Genomic DNA, 18,826 nt, shown 5'->3' with positions numbered 1-18,826 from the left:
CCCGGCCCCTCCCGCAACGGCGGGCCGCCCAGTGGGTGAGGGGAGCAGAACATGGCTTTTTTCCCCTCGCCCACTGGGCGGCCCGCCGTTGCGGGAGGGGCCGGGGGTGAGGGTTAATATTTCAGTTAGGATACCAAACAGGTGTATTTGGTTTTCTAAAAACTCGTTTACATTTGTCCCATGTCGAACTCTATCACCGATCTGCAATCCGACTGGTATCAACAGTATGCAACCTACACAAATGCCTATCAATCAGGGCGTTTGTCGTATATTCCTAATTTGCTGCCGCAAACTGCCGTGCAGCTTTCCGTTTATCAAACCCTCGACATTCTGCACAAACGGCTGGGCACCGACGTTCTGCGCCATGCTCTGAACCCGGATGAAACCATTGACAGCCCTGCCAAACGATATTCGGATGGATCGTGGCTCAAACGCAGCAACATGGTCGGTATTAATGTCCGTACCATTGGTTCCTTCTGGAATATTATCGACTATGTGTTGACGCTGCCAGCCTGCCACGACAGTATTCACCTGCTGCCCATCTGGGAGCCGGGGGTGGTTGGGAGCTTATACGGCATGGTGAGCTGGCAGATCAACCCCGAATTTTTTGATATAGACCTGGCGCGATACGTACCCGCACTCGACTCGGTCGAAAAACAGCTTAAAGCCGTCACGAATCTGCTCCATGCCCTGGGCCGCACGGTTGGCATGGACGTTATTCCACACACCGACCGGTTTTCGGAAATGGTGCTGGCCTGTCCATCGCTGTTCGAGTGGGTGCAGCGCGACGAAAAAGGCGGCAATCCGGCCAAACTTGCCGATCATTCCAGTTTCGTTTATCGCTATGTGGAGGAAGCCATCTGGCAATTTCTGAAGTTCCGGGGAGCGGCTGATGGCACCCTCCTGACGTTTGCCAAAGAAGCTTTTTTCTCAACCGATGTCGCCGTTCTGACCGACGACCATCGGCTGCGGATGCTGTTTGGGTATCCCCACGATTATGGCGGGCGGCTAAACCGGCGGCTGGAACTTATGCGTCATTTAGTGGCGCAGGGCTTCGAGACGTTGCCCATGACCATGGCACCGCCTTATCGGGGCATTCATATTGACCCCAACGAGTATGTTATTGACGATTCCGGGCAAATCTGGTATCAGTATGCGTTCGATAAACCCGAAGCTATGTCGCGGGTGTTCGGGCCGCTGGCCCGCTACCGGTTCTACGAATCGAAAGATAACAACCAGCACTGGGAACTGGACTTCGACCGACCCAATCGCCCCGCCTGGGATTACATTTGCCGGAAAGTGAACGACTGCCAGCGGACGTATAATTTCGACTTCATGCGGGGCGATATGGCGCACGTGCAGATGCAGCCCGCAGGCGTCCCGGCAACAATTGGCCCATACTACGATCCATTACGGGCCATCAAAAAATACGTGCAGGCGGCTGGTGTGCCGTATTATGCGTTTTTTGCCGAGACATTTCTGGCGCCACCCGATACGATGGGCTATGGCAACGAACCCGACCACCTCGAAGCCATCGAGGCCGACTCTACCCTGGGCGATTTGCAGTCGATGGTCGTGGGGTCGGCGGGGTTCCGGCAGCAGTTTGCCGCGTATGACCACTATCTCAAAACGCGCCGGTTTGCCCCAAATTTTACGGTCATGACCGCCGACAAAGACGACCCGCGATTCGATGAGTTTTACCGCACGGGCAATCTGTTTCGCTATTTTACGGCCCTGTTTCTAACCGATATGCCCAGCTACGTTGGCCTGGGTTTTGAGGTGCGGAATCGGCACGAGCAACGCGGAAATAACGAAGAATATACTAAGCTGTATGTGTTTCGGATTGAGGACGACCGCCAGCCCGACAAAGTGACGCACGGGCCGTTTGAATGGGGCCAAAACGCCGATCAGTTTGTCGCCATCGGGCGGATTCGCGCTTTTGCCGAAAGCATCTGGCCTGAGATTATCGGTAAGGAAACCCGCTGGATAGCCCCCCCCGCCGACGGGTCGGCGGGGGGGGATTCCTACATTGCCTGGACGCATACCGAACCAACCGCCTACATGTTTGCGGCCAGCCTGACCGGCAACCTTCCTAAAGCTTTGCCGAAACTGCCTGCGGGCGAGGTTGTTTTTGAAGAAGAAGGATGCCGGGTTTGGAAGTTAGTTGAACCTTGAGAAGCTGTTTGAGTTAATCTTTTGCCATCCAAAATTCGCTTTTTTGTCAGAATGTATCCGATAAAACCGGAGTTTAGCAGAGCTAAATGAGGACTTTACCGGATACATTCTGACAAAAAATCGTTATTTTCTATCACCAAAATTTAACTCAAACAGCTTCTGAGAGAATCAACTTTTACGAGTATCTTGCACAAAAGAATGTAATAAATTATGGAAGCGGTTGCAGTTGCAGAACAGACGATTGAGGAGGTTGTCCGCTCAGAATATGAACGCGAACGCGGAAAACCTATGCCCAGTTTTAATCACGCCATCATTCAGGCCCGAATTTCACAGCAATTATTGAACGGTTACGAAGACCAGTTCACTGTTGGCAGCGAAATGTCGTTGATAAGCACCACACCACCCACAGTGCCAGCTTTGAGTATATTTCCCGAATCACCCATAAACTGGATGCAGGACGAGGTGAAGGTGGCTCGCATTCCGCTAACGGTTGTCGAAATCCTATCGCCTTCTCAAACGGTTACGGAACTAACCGAAAAAGCTAAATCATTCTTTGCCACTGGTGTAAAGTCATACTGGCTCGTGCAGCCAACGTTCCGCTCTGTCGTTATTCTGCAACCCAACGCCGACGAACTTGTTTTTCATAATGACCTCCTCACCGACCCAACCAACGGCATCTCGATTGATTTGAAAAAGGTGTTTCGTTAATTAATTTCGGCGACAATTTTGAACTTCCAGCTATCCTCAACATCCAGTGTCGGCAGTTTCGATTTGCTCGATGCAAATGGCACTCTCGTTACTCACTTTCAATATGAAAACTGGTTTTCCAGTAGGGGTAGTGCCAGCGTTTATAAAGACCGAATCACCATCAAACCCCGCAATTTCTGGCATTCTGCCTTCGATGTGCTCATCAACGAGGCTGATCAGGGCGATATAACCTTCAACTGGCAGGGGCATATTCTTATCAAACTTCAGAGTCGGGCGGGGCATACAACCAATTATCGGTTGAAAACCAAAGGATTCTGGGATTTTCGATTTGTGCTGGAAGACGAACAGAAAATGCCACTATTGCAGCTCGAACCAACGTTTCAGTGGAGTAAACTGGCTTATAATTACGGCGTTGCCTTTAGCGATACCTTTACGCCGACCCCCGACCCGAACTTGATTGTTTTACTGCTGGCGTGTGGATACGGCGCCAATCTTTACATGACCATGATGGCCTCAGCCGCCAGTTAAGGTCGTACCTTTGCCTGCATGAACCGCAACCTCGCCGACGGCCTTAACTTCGCGTCCAAGCTAACGCCCAAACGGGTGGCCAATGCGCTGAAGGTACTGTACAGTTATTATGCGTCGCGGCAAGCAGGCCAGTCGATGCACCGAGGATTGCCAATGTCCGTTTCCTTTGAGCCGACGACTTCCTGCAACCTCCGCTGCCCCGAATGCCCCAGCGGTTTGCGGTCATTTACACGTCCAACGGGAATGCTTGGCGAAGACCTCTACAAACGCACCATCGACGAACTTCACGAAACGCTGCTGTACCTGATTTTCTACTTTCAGGGTGAGCCCTACCTGCATCCACAGTTTCTGGAGTTGGTGCGCTACGCTACCGACCGAAACATCTACACCGCCACCAGCACTAACGCCCATTACCTGACCGATGCCAACGCCCGCAAAACGGTTGAGTCGGGTCTGGACCGGCTCATTATCAGCATTGATGGTACCACACAGGAGGTCTACGAGCAATACCGGGTGGGCGGGAAGCTGGAAAAAGTACTCGACGGCACGAAGAACATCATTCGCTGGAAGAAAGAATTGAAATCACGCACTCCACACGTGGTGTTTCAGTTTTTAGTCGTAAAGCCCAACGAGCACCAGATTGCCGGGGTTAAAAAACTGGCCCGCGAACTGGGCGTGGATGAGGTAGGCTTGAAAACAGCCCAGATTTATGACTACAAACACGGCTCCGACCTCATCCCGACCCTTGACCAATATAGCCGATACGCCCCTCAGCCCGACGGAACCTACCAGATTAAAAATGGCTTTGGCGACCACTGCTGGAAAATGTGGCACTCCTGCGTGATAACCTGGGATGGCCTGGTTGTACCCTGTTGTTTCGATAAAGACGCCCACCACCGCTTAGGCGATCTCCAGACCGAATCCTTTGCCGACCTCTGGCGTGGCCCGGCCTACCACGATTTCCGCCAAACGCTGCTTCGGTCCCGCTCCGAAATCGAGATGTGCCGCAACTGCACCGAGGGGACAACCGTATGGGCGTAAGCTAATTAGTGAATGAGCGAATGATAGAATGAGTGAATAGCTGACGCAAGCCTTATTCACTCATTCTATCATTCGCTCATTCACTAATTGCTCTTTGTGGAACATTCCGTGAAACAGTTCTTGGATTCGTGGAAACTATCCGGCATCTTTGGGTCTGCAACGCACAGAGACCCATGGGTAAAGTCATTGCTATCGCCAACCAAAAGGGGGGCGTCGGTAAAACTACGACAACAATCAATTTGGCCGCCAGTTTGGCCGCCCTCGAATTTCAGACACTTATTGTTGATGCCGACCCGCAGGCGAATTCCACCTCGGGCTTAGGCTACAACCCCAAAGAAATCGAGAATAGCATTTATGAATGTATGGTGGAGGGGGTTCGCCCGCACGACGCCATTATTCAGACCGATTTCCCAAATCTGGACTTATTACCCTCCCATATCGACCTCGTTGGGGCTGAAATTGAGATGATTAACCTCCAGAATCGGGAAGATAAGATGAAAGCCACGCTCGATAGCATCCGCGACGAGTATGACTTCATCATTATCGACTGTTCGCCCTCGCTGGGTCTGATTACCATCAATAGCCTGACAGCCGCCGATTCGGTTATTATTCCGGTGCAGTGCGAATACTTTGCCCTCGAAGGGTTAGGTAAACTGCTCAATACCATCAAAATAATTCAGTCGCGGTTGAACACCAATCTCGCTATCGAAGGCATTCTGCTGACAATGTACGACTTGCGGGTTCGGTTGTCGAATCAGGTAGTTGGGGAAGTGACGAGTCATTTTCAGCAAATGGTTTTCAGTACCATCATTCCGCGTAATATCCGGCTGAGCGAATCGCCCAGTTTTGGCGTTCCGGCTTTGGCGCAGGATGCCGATAGCAAAGGGGCCGTCAGTTACCTGAATCTGGCCCGTGAAATTCTGATTAAGAATGGCATGATGCCGCAGGAAGCATAAAAGATGTACGATTGACGATTGACGATGTACGATTTTTGGCGTGCGTCAGCAATAAATCGTAATTCGTACCTCGTAAATCGTAAGTCGTTTTATGGACAACGCGAACACCAAAGCACCGAATAAGAAGATGATTGGACTGGGCCGTGGCTTGGGTGCTTTGCTGCACGATAGCGAATCGGTTAGTCGGCAGTCGAAACCCTCGCCGTTTGAATCCATCAGCACCATGACCGAAATTAGTCTGTCGCTGATTGAAACCAATCCTTTTCAGCCCCGGACCCGCTTCGACGAAGAAGCCCTTCATGAATTAGCCGACTCCATCCGAACGCAGGGTATTATTCAGCCTATTACGGTTCGTCAATTAGGGAAAGACCGCTACCAGCTTATTGCGGGCGAACGGCGTTTGCAGGCCTCTAAAATTGCCGGACTCACCCACATTCCGGCGTATGTACGCACCGCCAACGACCAGCAAATGCTGGAAATGGCCCTGATTGAGAACATTCAGCGGGAGAACCTTAACGCCATCGAAATTGCCCTCAGCTACCAGCGGCTCATCACCGAGTGTAGCCTGAAACAGGAAGAACTCGGCGAGCGCGTCGGTAAAAACCGCACCACCGTTAACAACTACATCCGGCTGCTGAAACTGCCGCCCGTTATTCAGGCTTCCCTGCGAGACAATAAGATTTCGATGGGCCATGCCCGCGCCATCATCAACATCGAAAATCCCGACACCCAGATTCGGTTATTTACCAAAACGGTTGATGAAGAATGGTCGGTACGAAAAGTCGAAGAAGCCGTCCGGAACCTGTCTGAGGATGCTCACGAACTCAACTCCACCCGGCGAATTACACTGCCTAAGCAGGAAATGCGGAGTCTTCAGTTCAAGTTATCGTCCTTATTTGGCACCCGCGTATCCATAAAAGCCGACGAAAAACACAAAGGTGAAATCAAAATTCCGTTTACCTCGCAGGAAGAGTTGACCAAAATTCTGGAGGTGCTAAACTCCCAGAGTTAACCTCGTAGCCGTGTTAAATTACCTTAAAAAGGTGGGTAAACGGGCGAAACGAAACGTAGCTGGACGTTGTCTGTTCATGAAATTGTTTTTCACGGCACTTTGGGCCGTCCTGTTCGGTAGCTTACCGCCTTGCCCTGCATTTGCACAAGCGCCTGCCACCGTGCCCGCCCGCACGCCAGCCGCTACCGACTCGACCCGGCAGATACGCTCAGCGGCCGACACGATTCCTGAGTCGGTACGGCGGAATGGAATTCGCGTACCTACCGGTCTGTCGGATGTAGCCCCCGATACGCTGGCGGTAACGGCGAAACAGGAAGCGAAAATCCGTAAAATCATTCCCAGACAGGCGACAATTCGCTCGTTAATAGTGCCCGGTCTGGGTCAGGCCTATAATCGACAGTATTATAAAATTCCGTTCATTTACGCTGGCTTTGGCGTGATGGGCTACCTGTTCGTGCGCTACAGCAGTCTGGCGAAGGAAGCCGAAACGGGCTATCGTCGGTTGCTATATGGCGATAAAGTTTACGAAGCTCAAAAGGTTACATTAGTACCGGGTAGCGTGCCTGCTTTGCTGACCAACCCGACGCCTTTTTCTATACCAGCCCAATATACGCGGGTAGAAGAGGTCGTTATCGGTATCGACCCATTTTCGGACCGAAAAAATGTATTTCGGACAACGGCAAACGCCAAAAATGCCTATGATACCTTCCGACGTTACCGCGACTTAAACCTACTGTTATCCACCGTTTTATGGGCTATCAACATCGTTGAAGCCAATGTAGCGGCTCATTTGAAAACCTTTGATTTAACCGACGACATCACGATGCGTGTTGAACCCAATGTGCTAACTATGCCTGGAACGGGCTTTGTGCCAGGTGTTCGGATGGCCTTTACGTTTAAATAAACATGAACATTCTCCTGCTTGGCTATGGCAAAATGGGCAAGACCATCGAGCAGCTCTCGCTCGAACGGGGTCACCAGATTGCAGGCCGCATCGACGCTGACAACCACGCTGATTTGACGAGGCTCAAGTCGGATGCGGTTGATGTCGTTATTGAATTCAGCTCGCCCGAATCGGCGGTCGATAACATAAAGTACTGTCTCGAGCGGGGCTGGCCCGTTGTTTGTGGCACGACGGGCTGGCTCAGCCACCGGGCCGACATTGAAGCCTTGTGTGAGCAAACGACAGGCGCATTTTTCTACGCATCGAACTACAGCATTGGGGTTAATCTGTTTTTCAGGCTGAATAAAGTGCTGGCACAGTTTATGCGAAACTACCCGTCCTATCAGGTGTCGATGACCGAAATTCATCATACTGAGAAGAAAGATGCGCCCAGTGGAACCGCCATTACACTGGCCGAGGGGGCGCTGGAACACTTACCTGCTAAACGCCGTTGGGTAACTAAAGACGCTGATTCCTCGTTGATTAACGCAGCGGATGCTGTCGAAATAGAATCATTGCGGCAGGGAACTGTGCCCGGAACGCATACCGTTCGGTACGATTCCGACGTTGACCAGATTGAGATTACGCACGTTGCACACAGTCGGCAGGGGTTTGCCCTTGGCGCGGTGGTTGCCGCCGAGTGGCTGGTGGGTCGTGAGGGCGTGTTTGGTATGGATGATCTTTTAGGGAATGCTGAATTATGAATGATGAATGATTAACTAAATCAGGATGTCTTCGTAATTTCGTTACTTAATCTTCTGTACTAAAAGAATATGCTTCGTTATTCGGGCACATCATCGCTCCGGCGGGCGACCCGACCCTGTCATCATTCATCATTTATAATTCATCAGTAGATAACGTGTCTGAAGTAAAAACGAGAGCCGAAGCAAAACCGGCCAAAGCTAAAAAGTCCGCCCTTCGTGAGTGGTTCGATTCGGTATTATTCGCCGTTGTGGCCGCTACCCTCATCCGGTGGTTATTTATGGAAGCGTTCACAATTCCAACGCCGTCGATGGAAAATAGCCTGATGGTGGGCGATTTTCTCTTCGTGAGCAAGTTGCATTATGGCACCCGCACCCCCCGGACTCCGTTGCAGGTGCCGCTAACGCACCAGAAAATATGGGGAACTGAGATTCCGTCCTACAGCACCGCCATTCAGTTGCCGTCGTATCGGTTGCCGGGCTTCACCCACGTTAAAAATGGCGATGTTGTCGTGTTCAATGTGCCGCCCAAATACCTCAATGACAACATTGATTATCCGGTCGATCTGAAAACCAACTACATCAAACGGTGTATCGGCATTCCCGGCGACGTGCTGGAAGTTCGGCAGCGGGCAGTGTACGTAAACGGAACCGCTTTTCCGACCCCACCCCGTGCCGAGCAGAAATATTTTATAAAAACGACGGAAGTACTCGATGCCAACTTCTTTCGTAAATATGAGATCGTGAATGACTACCGCGATCCCAACCAACCCACCGAAAACTGGAAACCGCTGGAGCAATACAACGATTCGACCAAAACATCGACCATGGTTGGTTATAGCGTCAATACAACCGAGGTGATGATCGCTAAATTTAAAAGCTTCGATTTTGTGAAAGGCATTGAACCCATGGTCGATAAGCCGGGCGAAATGGCCTCCATGATTTACGGAACGCCTGTCTTTAAATGGAATCACGATAATTTTGGCCCCATTACCATTCCAAAAAAAGACGTAACCATTCAGCTTAATGCCCAAACGATTGCGCTTTATGGACCCGTCATTCAGTTATATGAGGAGAATGAGCAGGTAGACGTGACACCTACAGCTATTAAAATCGGCGGGAAACCCATCCGCTCATACACCTTCAAACAGGATTATTATTTCATGATGGGCGACAACCGCGACAACTCGCTCGACTCCCGGTTCTGGGGTTTTGTGCCCGAAGATCACATCGTTGGCAAGGCAGTATTCGTCTGGATGTCGCTCGACCCGAACCCGGCTAACGTCTGGAACAAAATCCGCTGGAATCGCCTGTTCAGAACGATTGATTAACGAATGATTTTTTTGTCATTGTTCGGAACGACAAAAACAAACAAGCCCGACCATGATGGTCGGGCTTGTTTGTTTTAGGAAAAATAGAACGAATATTACTGTTTATCCCACCAAACGCGGGTATCTAAATTATCGGCTCCCTGCCGGGCAACCGCTTCAGCCCGATTAACCTGATTGACGGCTATTTCCGAATCAGGATAGCTTAGGCGATTAATGAAGTTCCCTTTGATTTCCTTGCCCGGATAGGGGTTTGGCGTTAAGGCCGGGAAGCCACTCCGCCGGAAATTGGCGAATGCCTCAGGGCCATTCAGGAATGAAGCTACCCAATATTGCGTATTGATTAACTCCAGCCCTTTAGCCGCCACATATGGATTCGCCTGTAAATAGGCCGTAATAGCCGCTGCGGGCACTGCCGAACCAGCATCCACTATACCTAATTGCTGCATGTGAGCGGTTACTCCCGCATTGTAAAAATCAGCGGCATTGCCCGTCGTCCAGCCGCGCTGGGCGGCTTCGGCCAGTAGCAATTGTGTTTGGGCATACGTGACTAAGAAGGTAGGTGCGTCGAAGCGGCCTAAGCGGGTTCTGTCTAACTGCGAATAATCGTAAAAACTGGCTAATTTATCGGCAACGGCCCGGGCTGGAATTGTGCCATTATCAAAACCAAGGGGCATTCCAATTTGCACGGCAGGGTCGCGGTTGGCGCGGGCCGCTGTTTGTTCCGGTCCACTTTTGGCCCCTACGTAGCGCACCGCAATCGACATGAGCCGGGGATCAGCGGTCGATTTGAGGTAGTTCACAAAATAACCCGTGAGGTAATAGTTAGCTGCTTCGGTTGAGTTGAGCGTATTTCCTACGGCGTTTTTGTAGTTGGCATCATTGCGAACCGTTAGGTTATCCGTATTGGCCTGCATCACGCCACCGGCAACGGCTTTCTGCACTGTTGACTGGGCCAGCGTAGGGTTCACTTTCGACAGGCGCATACCTACCCGGAGCAGAATGGAGTTACCGGCTTTTTTCCACTTGGCGATATCTCCTCCATACGTAATCTCACCTGCTTCGGTGGGTTTGGTCGCGTCGAGGGCTGTGGTGGCTTCGGTAAGTTCTTTAATCAGGTCGTCGTAGATACTCTGCTGGGTGTCGTATTTAGGCGTTATGTTGCTGCTCAGATATCCCAGGCCAGCCTGGCTGTAGGGAATATCCCCGTAAGAGTCGGTCAATACCATAAACGCATAGGCCTTCCAGATGCGGGCCATGTTGTACAGGTTGCTGCGCTTGGTATCGGTTTTGGTTTGCGCCAGCACATCAACCAGATAGCGAATGACATTCTGGTAGTAGCCTTGCCAGATAGCCGCATTAGGACCCGTAGGCCCACGATTGTCGATATTGAAATTGCCCCCCGCCAAAACGCCGGAGTTGGGCGAAAACATCTGTTGCACAATGGGATGCTCAAACACCAGTGTCGACCCCGGAAAGGCGGTGTTAATCATGGCGTTGTTGAACGTAAAAACCGGGTTAAGCGCCGTTGCCGCTGTTGGGTTGATGTTCAGGTCATCAAATCCCTTGTCGCAACTGCTGGTCGATACGAGCAGGGCAAGAAGTGGTAGAATCAAAACTTTCTTTTTCATGAACTGTATATTGTTGACACCTATAAGGGCTTTGATACCGTATAGAGTTGGGTTAGAATTTAACATTCAGGTTGAAGCCAATGCTTCGGCTGGTAGGCAGGCCCGTCGATTCCAGACCAATCAGGTTGTCGGAACTGAAGCCAAACTGTTCGGGGTCGATGTTGGGCACCCACTTTTTCAGAATGGCCACATTGTTAGCAACCGCACTCACACGGATGCCTTTAATGAACAGGCTTTTGGGCAGAAGTTTAGTGAAATCATAGCCGAGGCTGATCTGCCGAAGTTTCCATAAACCGGCATCATACACAACCTGCTCGCCAAGGCTTTTTGAGCGGCCCACCGAGTAGTAGTCCTGTACAAACGCCCGCACGGTGTTGGCTTCGCCTTTGTCGTTGACGCCAACGCCCACCATTTTGTTGTCGGCCTCACCCCGGCCAACCAGCGTTTCGCTCTGCAGGCCATGCCGGAACGCATTCAGGTTTGTGCCCGAAATCATTTTGCCGCCTAATTTGAAGTCGATCAGGAACGACAGGCTTAACCCCTGGTAATTAACCGTGTTGGTAATACCGCCTACATACTTGGGCAGGGCCGAACCAAACGAAATTGGGGCGGGTGTACGCACCGGAAGGCCATCGCCCCCATGCACAATTTGCCCCGACGCGCTGCGTACATACCCAAAACTGTATAACTGGCCTAATTCTTCGCCAACCACCTGCCGGAGGTCGCCAACATAAACCCCGTTGCCAACAACAATTTGTTCGCCGGGCGTGTCGGTCAGCAGTTTGAGCAGTTTCGTTTTGTTGTACGAGCCGTTCAGGATTACGTCCCAGGAGAAGTTTTTGGTTCGTACCGGCGACAAATTGAGTAACACTTCAACACCCTGGTTCCGGCTCTGACCATTATTAATCAGTGTGCTGGTGAAGCCCGACGCATCGGACGACTGGGCCTGAACGATCTGGTCGCTGGTTATTTTTTGATAAACCGCCAGATCTAAACCAACCCGGTTGTTGAACAACTTCAACTCAAGGCCCACCTCCGTTTCGGCCACCCGGCTGGGCTTGAGCGTAGCACTCGGTACGGTATTCGACGTGATGAAACCCACGGGCTGTCCCTGCCCGCCAGGATTTGGAAACAGATTGGCATTGACCCCGTAGAATAAATTGTTCGAGTACGGCGCAACGTCGCCATCACTACCAACTTCGGCATAGGCTGCGCGGAGTTTCCCGAAATTCAGCCAGGATGGCAGGTTATCGAAGGCTTGCGAAAAGACGAAGCTACCCGTAACGGACGGGTACAGAATACTGCGGTTAGCAGGGGCAAGGGTCGAGAACCAGTCATTCCGAACGGTTCCATTCAGGAACAGAAAGTCTTTAAACGAAACTTCTGCCGCGCCGTAGAGCGAGTTTACTTTGCGTTCACTAAGGCCATAGAGCGGGTCCTTTACCCGACCGTTTTGCGGTACATATAACCCCCGGACAATGAAATCGGTTACCAGAACACTGTTCAGGTCGCTTCGGCGGTATAACTGGTTTCCACCAGCGGTGAGGTCAATGCCAATGACACCAAACTTGCGGGTGGCCCCGATTAAGAAGTCGGTGTTGAGTTCGCGGAACCGGCGGGCCTCCTGCACAAAGGTTCCATTCACAAACCCGGCGGGTGCTGCCGCCAGAGATGCCTGCCCCGTCGGGAAATTATACTCCTGATCCCGCGACCAGTAATCCTGCCCTATCCGGCCCTGTACGTAGAGCCAGTCGGTAAAGTTGTAGCGAGCCGCGATGTTGCCGAACAGACGATCCCGGCGAATGTTCTCGAATTTGTTGTTGATGGTAAAATACGGATTCGTCCGGTTCATAAACCGCGAATACACGAACTCATTACCCGTTGCCGGATTGATTTGGTTGGCTTCCAGCACATCGAACGGCATGGAGTTGGCCAGCGTATACAGCACAGTTGGCGTACTGTTGTCCTGCTGGGCAATTTGGGGCGGGTTTTTGTTGTACTCATTGGAGTAATTGAGTGTACCCGTAATGTTGAGTTTGGGCGACAGGTTGTAGCTGAAACCGAGGTTAATGGTTTTCCGGCTAAACGTGTTGTTGCGGGTAATGCCTTTATTATCCAGATTAGACAGCGATAGGTTGAAGCCGCCCTTTTCGCTGCTGGACGAGAGCGAAACCGAATTTGTCCAGGTGGAGCCATCCCGATAGAACGTATTGACCCGGTTGCGAACAGGCTCATACGGCACCGTTACGCCCCCAAAAAGCACTTGTGTCATGCCGGGTTGAAACTTCTCGCCAAAACTCCACACCCCCGATGTTGGGTTAGCCGCCTGGGGCCGAACGCCGTATTCGCCCTGTCCATACTCATACTGATAGTCGGTGTAATCCAGGGGGTGATCGGTCGTGAAGTTGGTGTTGTACGTTACCCCAATTCCCTGGCTGGCGCCTTTCGTCTTGGTCGTAATCAGGATGGCGCCATCTTTTGCCCGCGAGCCATAGAGAGCCGCAGCGGTGCCGCCTTTCAGCACGGTCATTCCCTCAATATCATCCGGGTTGATGGATGAAAGCCCGTCGCCACCGTCGGAGTAGTTCGTTCCACTCCGGCTACCGACAGAGTTATCACCCCCGGTATTGCCCGTGTTCTGCCCAAAGTTCGTATTGTCAATTGGCACCCCGTTGATAACGATAAGCGGGCTGTTCTGTCCTGAAAACGAGGATTGGCCCCGAATTCGGATTTTACTGCTGCCCGCTGCCCCTGTGCCGAGGCTGCTGATGTTGACCCCGGCAATTTTCCCCTGGAGAGCGTTTATGAAGTTGACCGTTCGGTTGGTCGTAACCTGCTCAGGGTTCACAATGGCTGTTGCGTAGCCTAAGCGTTTCGCTTCTTTTTTGATACCCAGGGCCGTTACAACCACTTCATTGAGGTTTTGATCGCCTTCCTGAAGCGTTATAGTTAGCTGCGACTGATTGCCGACGGCGACTTCCTGCCCCGAAAATCCAATGGCGCTAACGATAAGGGTGGCATTAGGACCTGTATTGAGCGTAAAATTTCCATTGGCGTCGGTGGTTGTTCCGGTTTGCGTATTCTTGATAAGAATGTTTACGCCCGGAATGGCCTGTTGGTCTTTGCCCGACAAAACGCGGCCTGTTACGCGCCGGTCCTGCGCCTGGGTTACGTGGGTAATCAGGAGCGTTACCCATAGCAGTAAACTAAAGATACTGACCCTAATCGGTACAAGGTGTTTCATAAGAGGATAGCAGTTAAGTTAATGTTCATATAGTCAAATAAGACAAAATATTCTCAGTTAAATTAAACATTATAAAGCGCGTATTTTGATGTATCTACTATCAAATTTAGTAATCATCAGAAAAAATTTGAACGTGTAAAATTACTTACCCTACCTGAGTAGATGACCCTAAACCAGCAGCCATCATTTCAGAACGTTAGTTTATGGAACCTCACTGGCCATCATTCGTTATTTTTACCGGGCGTTTGCCATCGCCCGTTACCGCCCAATTTGTATAAATGTGGGTTTGTCAGCGTTAGGGCAGCTTTTATTCCGTAAAGACAAATGAACAACTCCATACATTCAGCAACCCCGCCCGCGTCCAAACTGCCGAACGTCGGCACGACGATTTTCACGGTCATGTCGAAACTGGCAACCGAGACCGGGGCCATCAATCTGTCGCAGGGGTTTCCGGGGTTTGACTGTTCGCCTGAGTTGGTTTCGCTGGTTGAGCAGTATTTACGGAAGGGAGTCAATCAATATGCACCGATGGCGGGCGTTCCGGTTTTGCGCGAGCGGCTGGCCCAAAAAACGGTTGAGGAGTATGGCGTAACCTACGATCCCGAATCGGAAATTACCATTACGTCGGGCGCGACGGAAGCCATTTTTGCCGCTGTGACGGCTGTAGTGCGCCCAGGGGATGAAGTGCTGGTGTTTGAACCAGCCTACGATTGCTACGTTCCGGCCATTGACCTGAATGGCGGTATACCCGTTTACGTAACGCTAACTCCTCCCGACTATGCCATCGACTGGCAGGCTGTAAGCCAGAAAATTACGGACAAAACCCGGCTGATTCTGGTTAACACGCCCCACAACCCGACGGGCCACGTCTGGACACCCGACGATTTGAATCAACTGGCAACCCTCATCCGCAACCGCAACATCTGGCTTGTGAGCGACGAGGTTTATGAGCATATTCTGTTCGATGAACGAACGCATCACTCCCTGATGACGCATCCCGAATTGCGGGAGCGCACGTTTGTGGTGGGTTCTTTTGGCAAAACATTTCATATAACGGGCTGGAAAATAGGCTACTGCCTGGCGCCGAAAGAGTTGACTGCTGAGTTCCGAAAGATTCACCAGTACCTGACTTTCAGCACCGTCACCCCAATTCAGTACGCCCTGGCCGATTACCTCAAACAACCCGAACACTACCGGCAGTTACCGGATTTTTACCAGCGTAAACGCGATTTGTTTCTGGCTGGTTTGCGCGGCTCCCGCTTCACGTTTACACCGGCAGAAGGCAGCTTTTTTCAAACCGTTTCCTACGCGGCCATTACCCCCGAACCCGACTATGACCTGGCCGTGCGGCTCACTAAAGAGATTGGCGTAGCGTCCATTCCGGTCTCGGTATTTTATAATCAGAAGAATGATTACCAGATACTTCGGTTCTGTTTTGCTAAAGACGACGCCGTTTTGCAGGAAGCCGCCGAGCGATTGAGCCGGTTGTAGTTTATTCGCCACTGGTTATCAACCCATTTCCACTCCCTATTGATTCGCCTTAGTCATTTGCCTTACCGTTTACTACGTTTGTTCGTTGGGTATCGAACCATTAGCTAAAGGAGTTACTGTTCCGGATGGATACGATTCCGACATTTGGTTTATGCAGACCTTTCTTTATTGGCTCCTGATTATGTCGTCCGCTTATGCAACTGCCCGTCCCTCACAGGAAACGCCCCAGCAGTCACTCAATCAATACGTGGCGTTCCTGAATCAATCGGTCGATGTGCTGGCTAATCGGTTAAAAATGCTGCAGGCCTACCAGGCGGAGGTGAACCGGTACCGAAAAAAGGCTGACTTCCTGCTCCGGCTGCCTTCGTCGGGGCCGCTGGAAGAATACTATTATCAGAAAGCATTGGCGGGTAACGGACTGACCGAAGCCGAAAAACAACGGCTAACCGCCAACGCGCAGGCACTCTGGCAACTGCTCACCAAGCTCGACCAAACCGGTAAATCCTTAGAAACCTACGTTCGCTTAAACGATTATCAGCGCGATGGTCTGAAACAGTCCGACGGGCTGATTCGTGAAATGCAGGCCCTTTTCAGCCAGTTTAGCCGCGATAAGGACGCCTTCTATAAGCAGATACAGCGCGTCTATCGCCGGTATCAGCCGTATTTGCCGACGGACCCCTATCTAAGCAGCGAGAGAGAAATGGATCAGGTACTGCTCAGTCAGCGGCAGTTGCTCGACACGTTGACCTACTACCTCAATGAAGACCTGCCCTCGGACTGGCCGGTTCAGCAGGTGCAGAAAAGTATGCTGGCAGACGAGAAACTCCTGTCGGGTTTCGGAAAAGCGCAGTCGGGAATCGAGTACCCGGCTTCCGATATGGTGAGTAGTTTTAAATCGGCTCTCGAACGGATTCAGGCTATAAAGAGCAGGGCTGTCGATGACCATACATTTGCGGCCCGGCAATCGTCGCGGCATGGTAACGAGGTTTATCTGTCGCTGATTGAGCAGTATAATCAGGATTTGCTGGCCATGCACCAGTCCTTTGTCAACTATAGTCGAACGGCGCGGCAACTGCTGAATTACCCGAAGTTCAGTCCAGTGTTTGCTGTTGAGCCGCCTGCACCAACTACGCCGAAAACAACCCGAACTGCGCCTTTTCAGGACAAGCCACTCCTCACGTTTACGACGAAACCGGCCGCTGTACCGGCCAGCCGGGCCACGTTTCTGGCCCTGAACGGCTACATAGACTGTATCAATGAATCGTTGCGGCAGATGCACCACTTACAGGCGCTGGTCCGCAACTATCAATCATCGGCGGAGTATTATCGGGATCCATCGCGCAATCAGCAACGGGCCAGCCTGACTTATTCACACGACGAGTATAAAGTGCCCGTATCGGAATATCAACTGCTGCTGACGGCGAATCAGCACATTCCGGTTTCCTATCGAACGTCCATTAACCGCCAGGCGGAGGTGCTTTTGGCTATGTTGAAAGAAATGGACGGCCTGAGCATCGAATTAATTGCCTACACAGTTGAGAAACAATACCTACAGGATCAATTGCAACGCTCCGATGCCATTCTGGATCGGTATGCCTACCTGTTCGATACCTTCGACCAGAAAAAAGAGCAGCTTTATCGGGATGTTCGTCGCATCCACGAAAGCTATCCGGTAGCCGACCCCACCAGCACCTGGCACATAGCGGGTAAAGCCTTGCTGAAAACGCTGGACAACGACAAGGAGGTTCTGTTTGGGGTGAAGGGGTATCTGAAAAGCGAAACCGCCCAGCTACCCGTTACAACCCAACTGGAAGCCGACGCCCGGATGCTGATGCTGGACGAATACAAAAACCTGAAAGGGCTGCAACGCTACGGACGCAGCAACGGATTATGCCCGTACTCGCCTTACGAAGACCTTGCCGAGAATTCGCTTCGGTTTGCCGGGAAAGCGCAGACGGTGAAACCCGCCTTTCTGGCCTCGTCGTCTAATGCGTATGAGACGTTTTATTATTTCTACAACAACGAACTGGTCTACCAGTATAACAAGTTCAGCGAACTGGCCAAAGTAGGGGTACTCAAAGCCATCAACCAGCCAGACATGCTGACCTTTCGTCGGTTACTCCCGTCAGCGTTACCTACGCCAATGCCCCAGAAAGCCGAGCCGCCAGTTAGGGAGCCAACCACTGCCCCCGAACCATCCAAAGTAGGTGGCAGCAACATCAGCACGACCGGGCCGACTACAGGACCGGTGGCGAAAGTAACTCAGCAAAAGACGTTGCAGCGGGATACCGTTTTTGTGGAGCGGACAAAAGTCGATACGGTTTATATCGATCGGGGCGGTCAGCGGGAAGCGCCTGCTTCGCTGAGTGGGTTTGCAACCAATAACATGGTATTGCTGCTGGACGTATCGGCGTCGATGGATTCGCCGTTTAAAATGCCCCTGCTGAAGAAATCCATTAAATCACTCCTGAAACTGCTTCGTCCCGAAGACCAGATTTCCATTGTGGTGTATTCGGGCAAAGCGCGGGTAGTGTTGAAACCAACGTCGGGCGCGAAGGCCGACGAGATTGCCCGCGTTATTGATGAGCTTGACTCAAAAGGCGATACCGACGGCGATGAAGGCATCCGGTTAGCCTACAAAGTAGCCAATAAAAATTATATCCGGGCGGGTAATAACCGGATTATCTTAGCTACAGATGGCGAGTTTCCCGTTAGTGACGACGTGTTCCAGTTAATTGGCGAGAGTGCCCGCCAGGACGTATATCTGACGGTTTTCACCTTTGGCCGAAACCCGCTTACCGGCCAGAACCTGAAAAAATTAAGTCAGTTGGGCAAAGGCACCTTTACGCACGTAACGGCCGACAACGCCACGGGCCAATTGATTCTGGAAGCACAGGCCAAACAAGTATCGACAAAGTAGTTGAACAATTTTTCACCAGCTTATTTTGACCCCTCCAGGGTCAGATGTTTAAAGAGAGAATAGTTGCTATAAATATCTGACCCCGGAGGGGTCAAACAAGATAGTGTAAGCTTATCCTGTCCTATTGCTGAATAGACCGGCCATTTAC

At 51.5% G+C, this 18,826-nt stretch carries 13 protein-coding genes; 11 read left to right on the top strand and 2 right to left on the bottom strand.

Translation table 11 applies throughout. From position 1 onward, the window contains the following. The first annotated feature begins 180 nt into the window (after nt 1-180). From ACYVI1_RS03655 to lepB, 9 genes are all read left to right on the top strand, one after another. The gene (locus ACYVI1_RS03655) at nt 181-2,175 is read left to right on the top strand and encodes an alpha-amylase family protein (RefSeq protein WP_460906794.1); all 1,995 of its coding nucleotides are present in this window, start codon (nt 181-183) and stop codon (nt 2,173-2,175) included. A gap of 210 nt (nt 2,176-2,385) precedes the next feature. Beyond that, nucleotides 2,386-2,883, top strand: a complete 498-nt coding sequence (locus ACYVI1_RS03650) for a Uma2 family endonuclease (RefSeq protein ID WP_460906792.1) — start codon at nt 2,386-2,388, stop codon at nt 2,881-2,883. Between the two features lie 18 nt (nt 2,884-2,901). Then, on the top strand, nt 2,902-3,411 hold the full coding sequence (locus ACYVI1_RS03645; protein WP_460906790.1) for a hypothetical protein: 510 nt from the start codon (nt 2,902-2,904) through the stop codon (nt 3,409-3,411). A gap of 18 nt (nt 3,412-3,429) precedes the next feature. After that, a complete protein-coding gene (locus ACYVI1_RS03640; protein ID WP_460906788.1) occupies nt 3,430-4,452 on the top strand; it encodes an SPASM domain-containing protein in 1,023 nt (340 codons plus the stop codon). Nucleotides 4,453-4,625: 173 nt separating this feature from the next. Continuing rightward, on the top strand, nt 4,626-5,408 hold the full coding sequence (locus ACYVI1_RS03635) for a ParA family protein (RefSeq protein ID WP_460906786.1): 783 nt from the start codon (nt 4,626-4,628) through the stop codon (nt 5,406-5,408). Between the two features lie 91 nt (nt 5,409-5,499). Further along, a complete protein-coding gene (locus ACYVI1_RS03630; RefSeq protein WP_460906784.1) occupies nt 5,500-6,420 on the top strand; it encodes a ParB/RepB/Spo0J family partition protein in 921 nt (306 codons plus the stop codon). A 10-nt stretch (nt 6,421-6,430) separates the two neighbouring features. Then, nucleotides 6,431-7,324: a DUF5683 domain-containing protein gene (locus tag ACYVI1_RS03625; RefSeq protein ID WP_460906782.1), complete on the top strand. Its 894-nt coding sequence runs from the start codon at nt 6,431-6,433 to the stop codon at nt 7,322-7,324. 2 nt (nt 7,325-7,326) lie between these two features. After that, nucleotides 7,327-8,067, top strand: coding sequence for a 4-hydroxy-tetrahydrodipicolinate reductase (gene dapB, locus ACYVI1_RS03620; protein ID WP_460906780.1), 741 nt, complete (start codon nt 7,327-7,329; stop codon nt 8,065-8,067). Between the two features lie 155 nt (nt 8,068-8,222). Next, entirely contained in the window at nt 8,223-9,395 is a 1,173-nt protein-coding gene (gene lepB / locus ACYVI1_RS03615) for a signal peptidase I (RefSeq protein ID WP_460906778.1), read from the top strand. Between the two features lie 95 nt (nt 9,396-9,490). Here the strand turns inward: lepB and ACYVI1_RS03610 are convergent, their stop codons facing one another. Together ACYVI1_RS03610 and ACYVI1_RS03605 are read right to left on the bottom strand one after the other, a co-directional pair. Beyond that, nucleotides 9,491-11,023 (bottom strand): SusD/RagB family nutrient-binding outer membrane lipoprotein, encoded by a 1,533-nt coding sequence (locus tag ACYVI1_RS03610; RefSeq protein WP_460906776.1) that lies wholly within the window; start codon nt 11,021-11,023, stop codon nt 9,491-9,493. Nucleotides 11,024-11,075: 52 nt separating this feature from the next. Further along, nucleotides 11,076-14,267, bottom strand: coding sequence for a SusC/RagA family TonB-linked outer membrane protein (locus tag ACYVI1_RS03605; protein ID WP_460906774.1), 3,192 nt, complete (start codon nt 14,265-14,267; stop codon nt 11,076-11,078). Between the two features lie 324 nt (nt 14,268-14,591). On the opposite strand from ACYVI1_RS03605, the gene ACYVI1_RS03600 reads away from it, so the two are divergent. Continuing rightward, nucleotides 14,592-15,758 (top strand): methionine aminotransferase, encoded by a 1,167-nt coding sequence (locus tag ACYVI1_RS03600; RefSeq protein WP_460906772.1) that lies wholly within the window; start codon nt 14,592-14,594, stop codon nt 15,756-15,758. 151 nt (nt 15,759-15,909) lie between these two features. Next, entirely contained in the window at nt 15,910-18,678 is a 2,769-nt protein-coding gene (locus ACYVI1_RS03595; protein ID WP_460906770.1) for a vWA domain-containing protein, read from the top strand. Nucleotides 18,679-18,826 lie beyond the last annotated feature (148 nt).

Source organism: Spirosoma areae (assembly GCF_054781775.1).
Note: the sequence above shows the minus strand (reverse complement) of the source record. Positions and strands in the feature narration are given on the sequence as shown.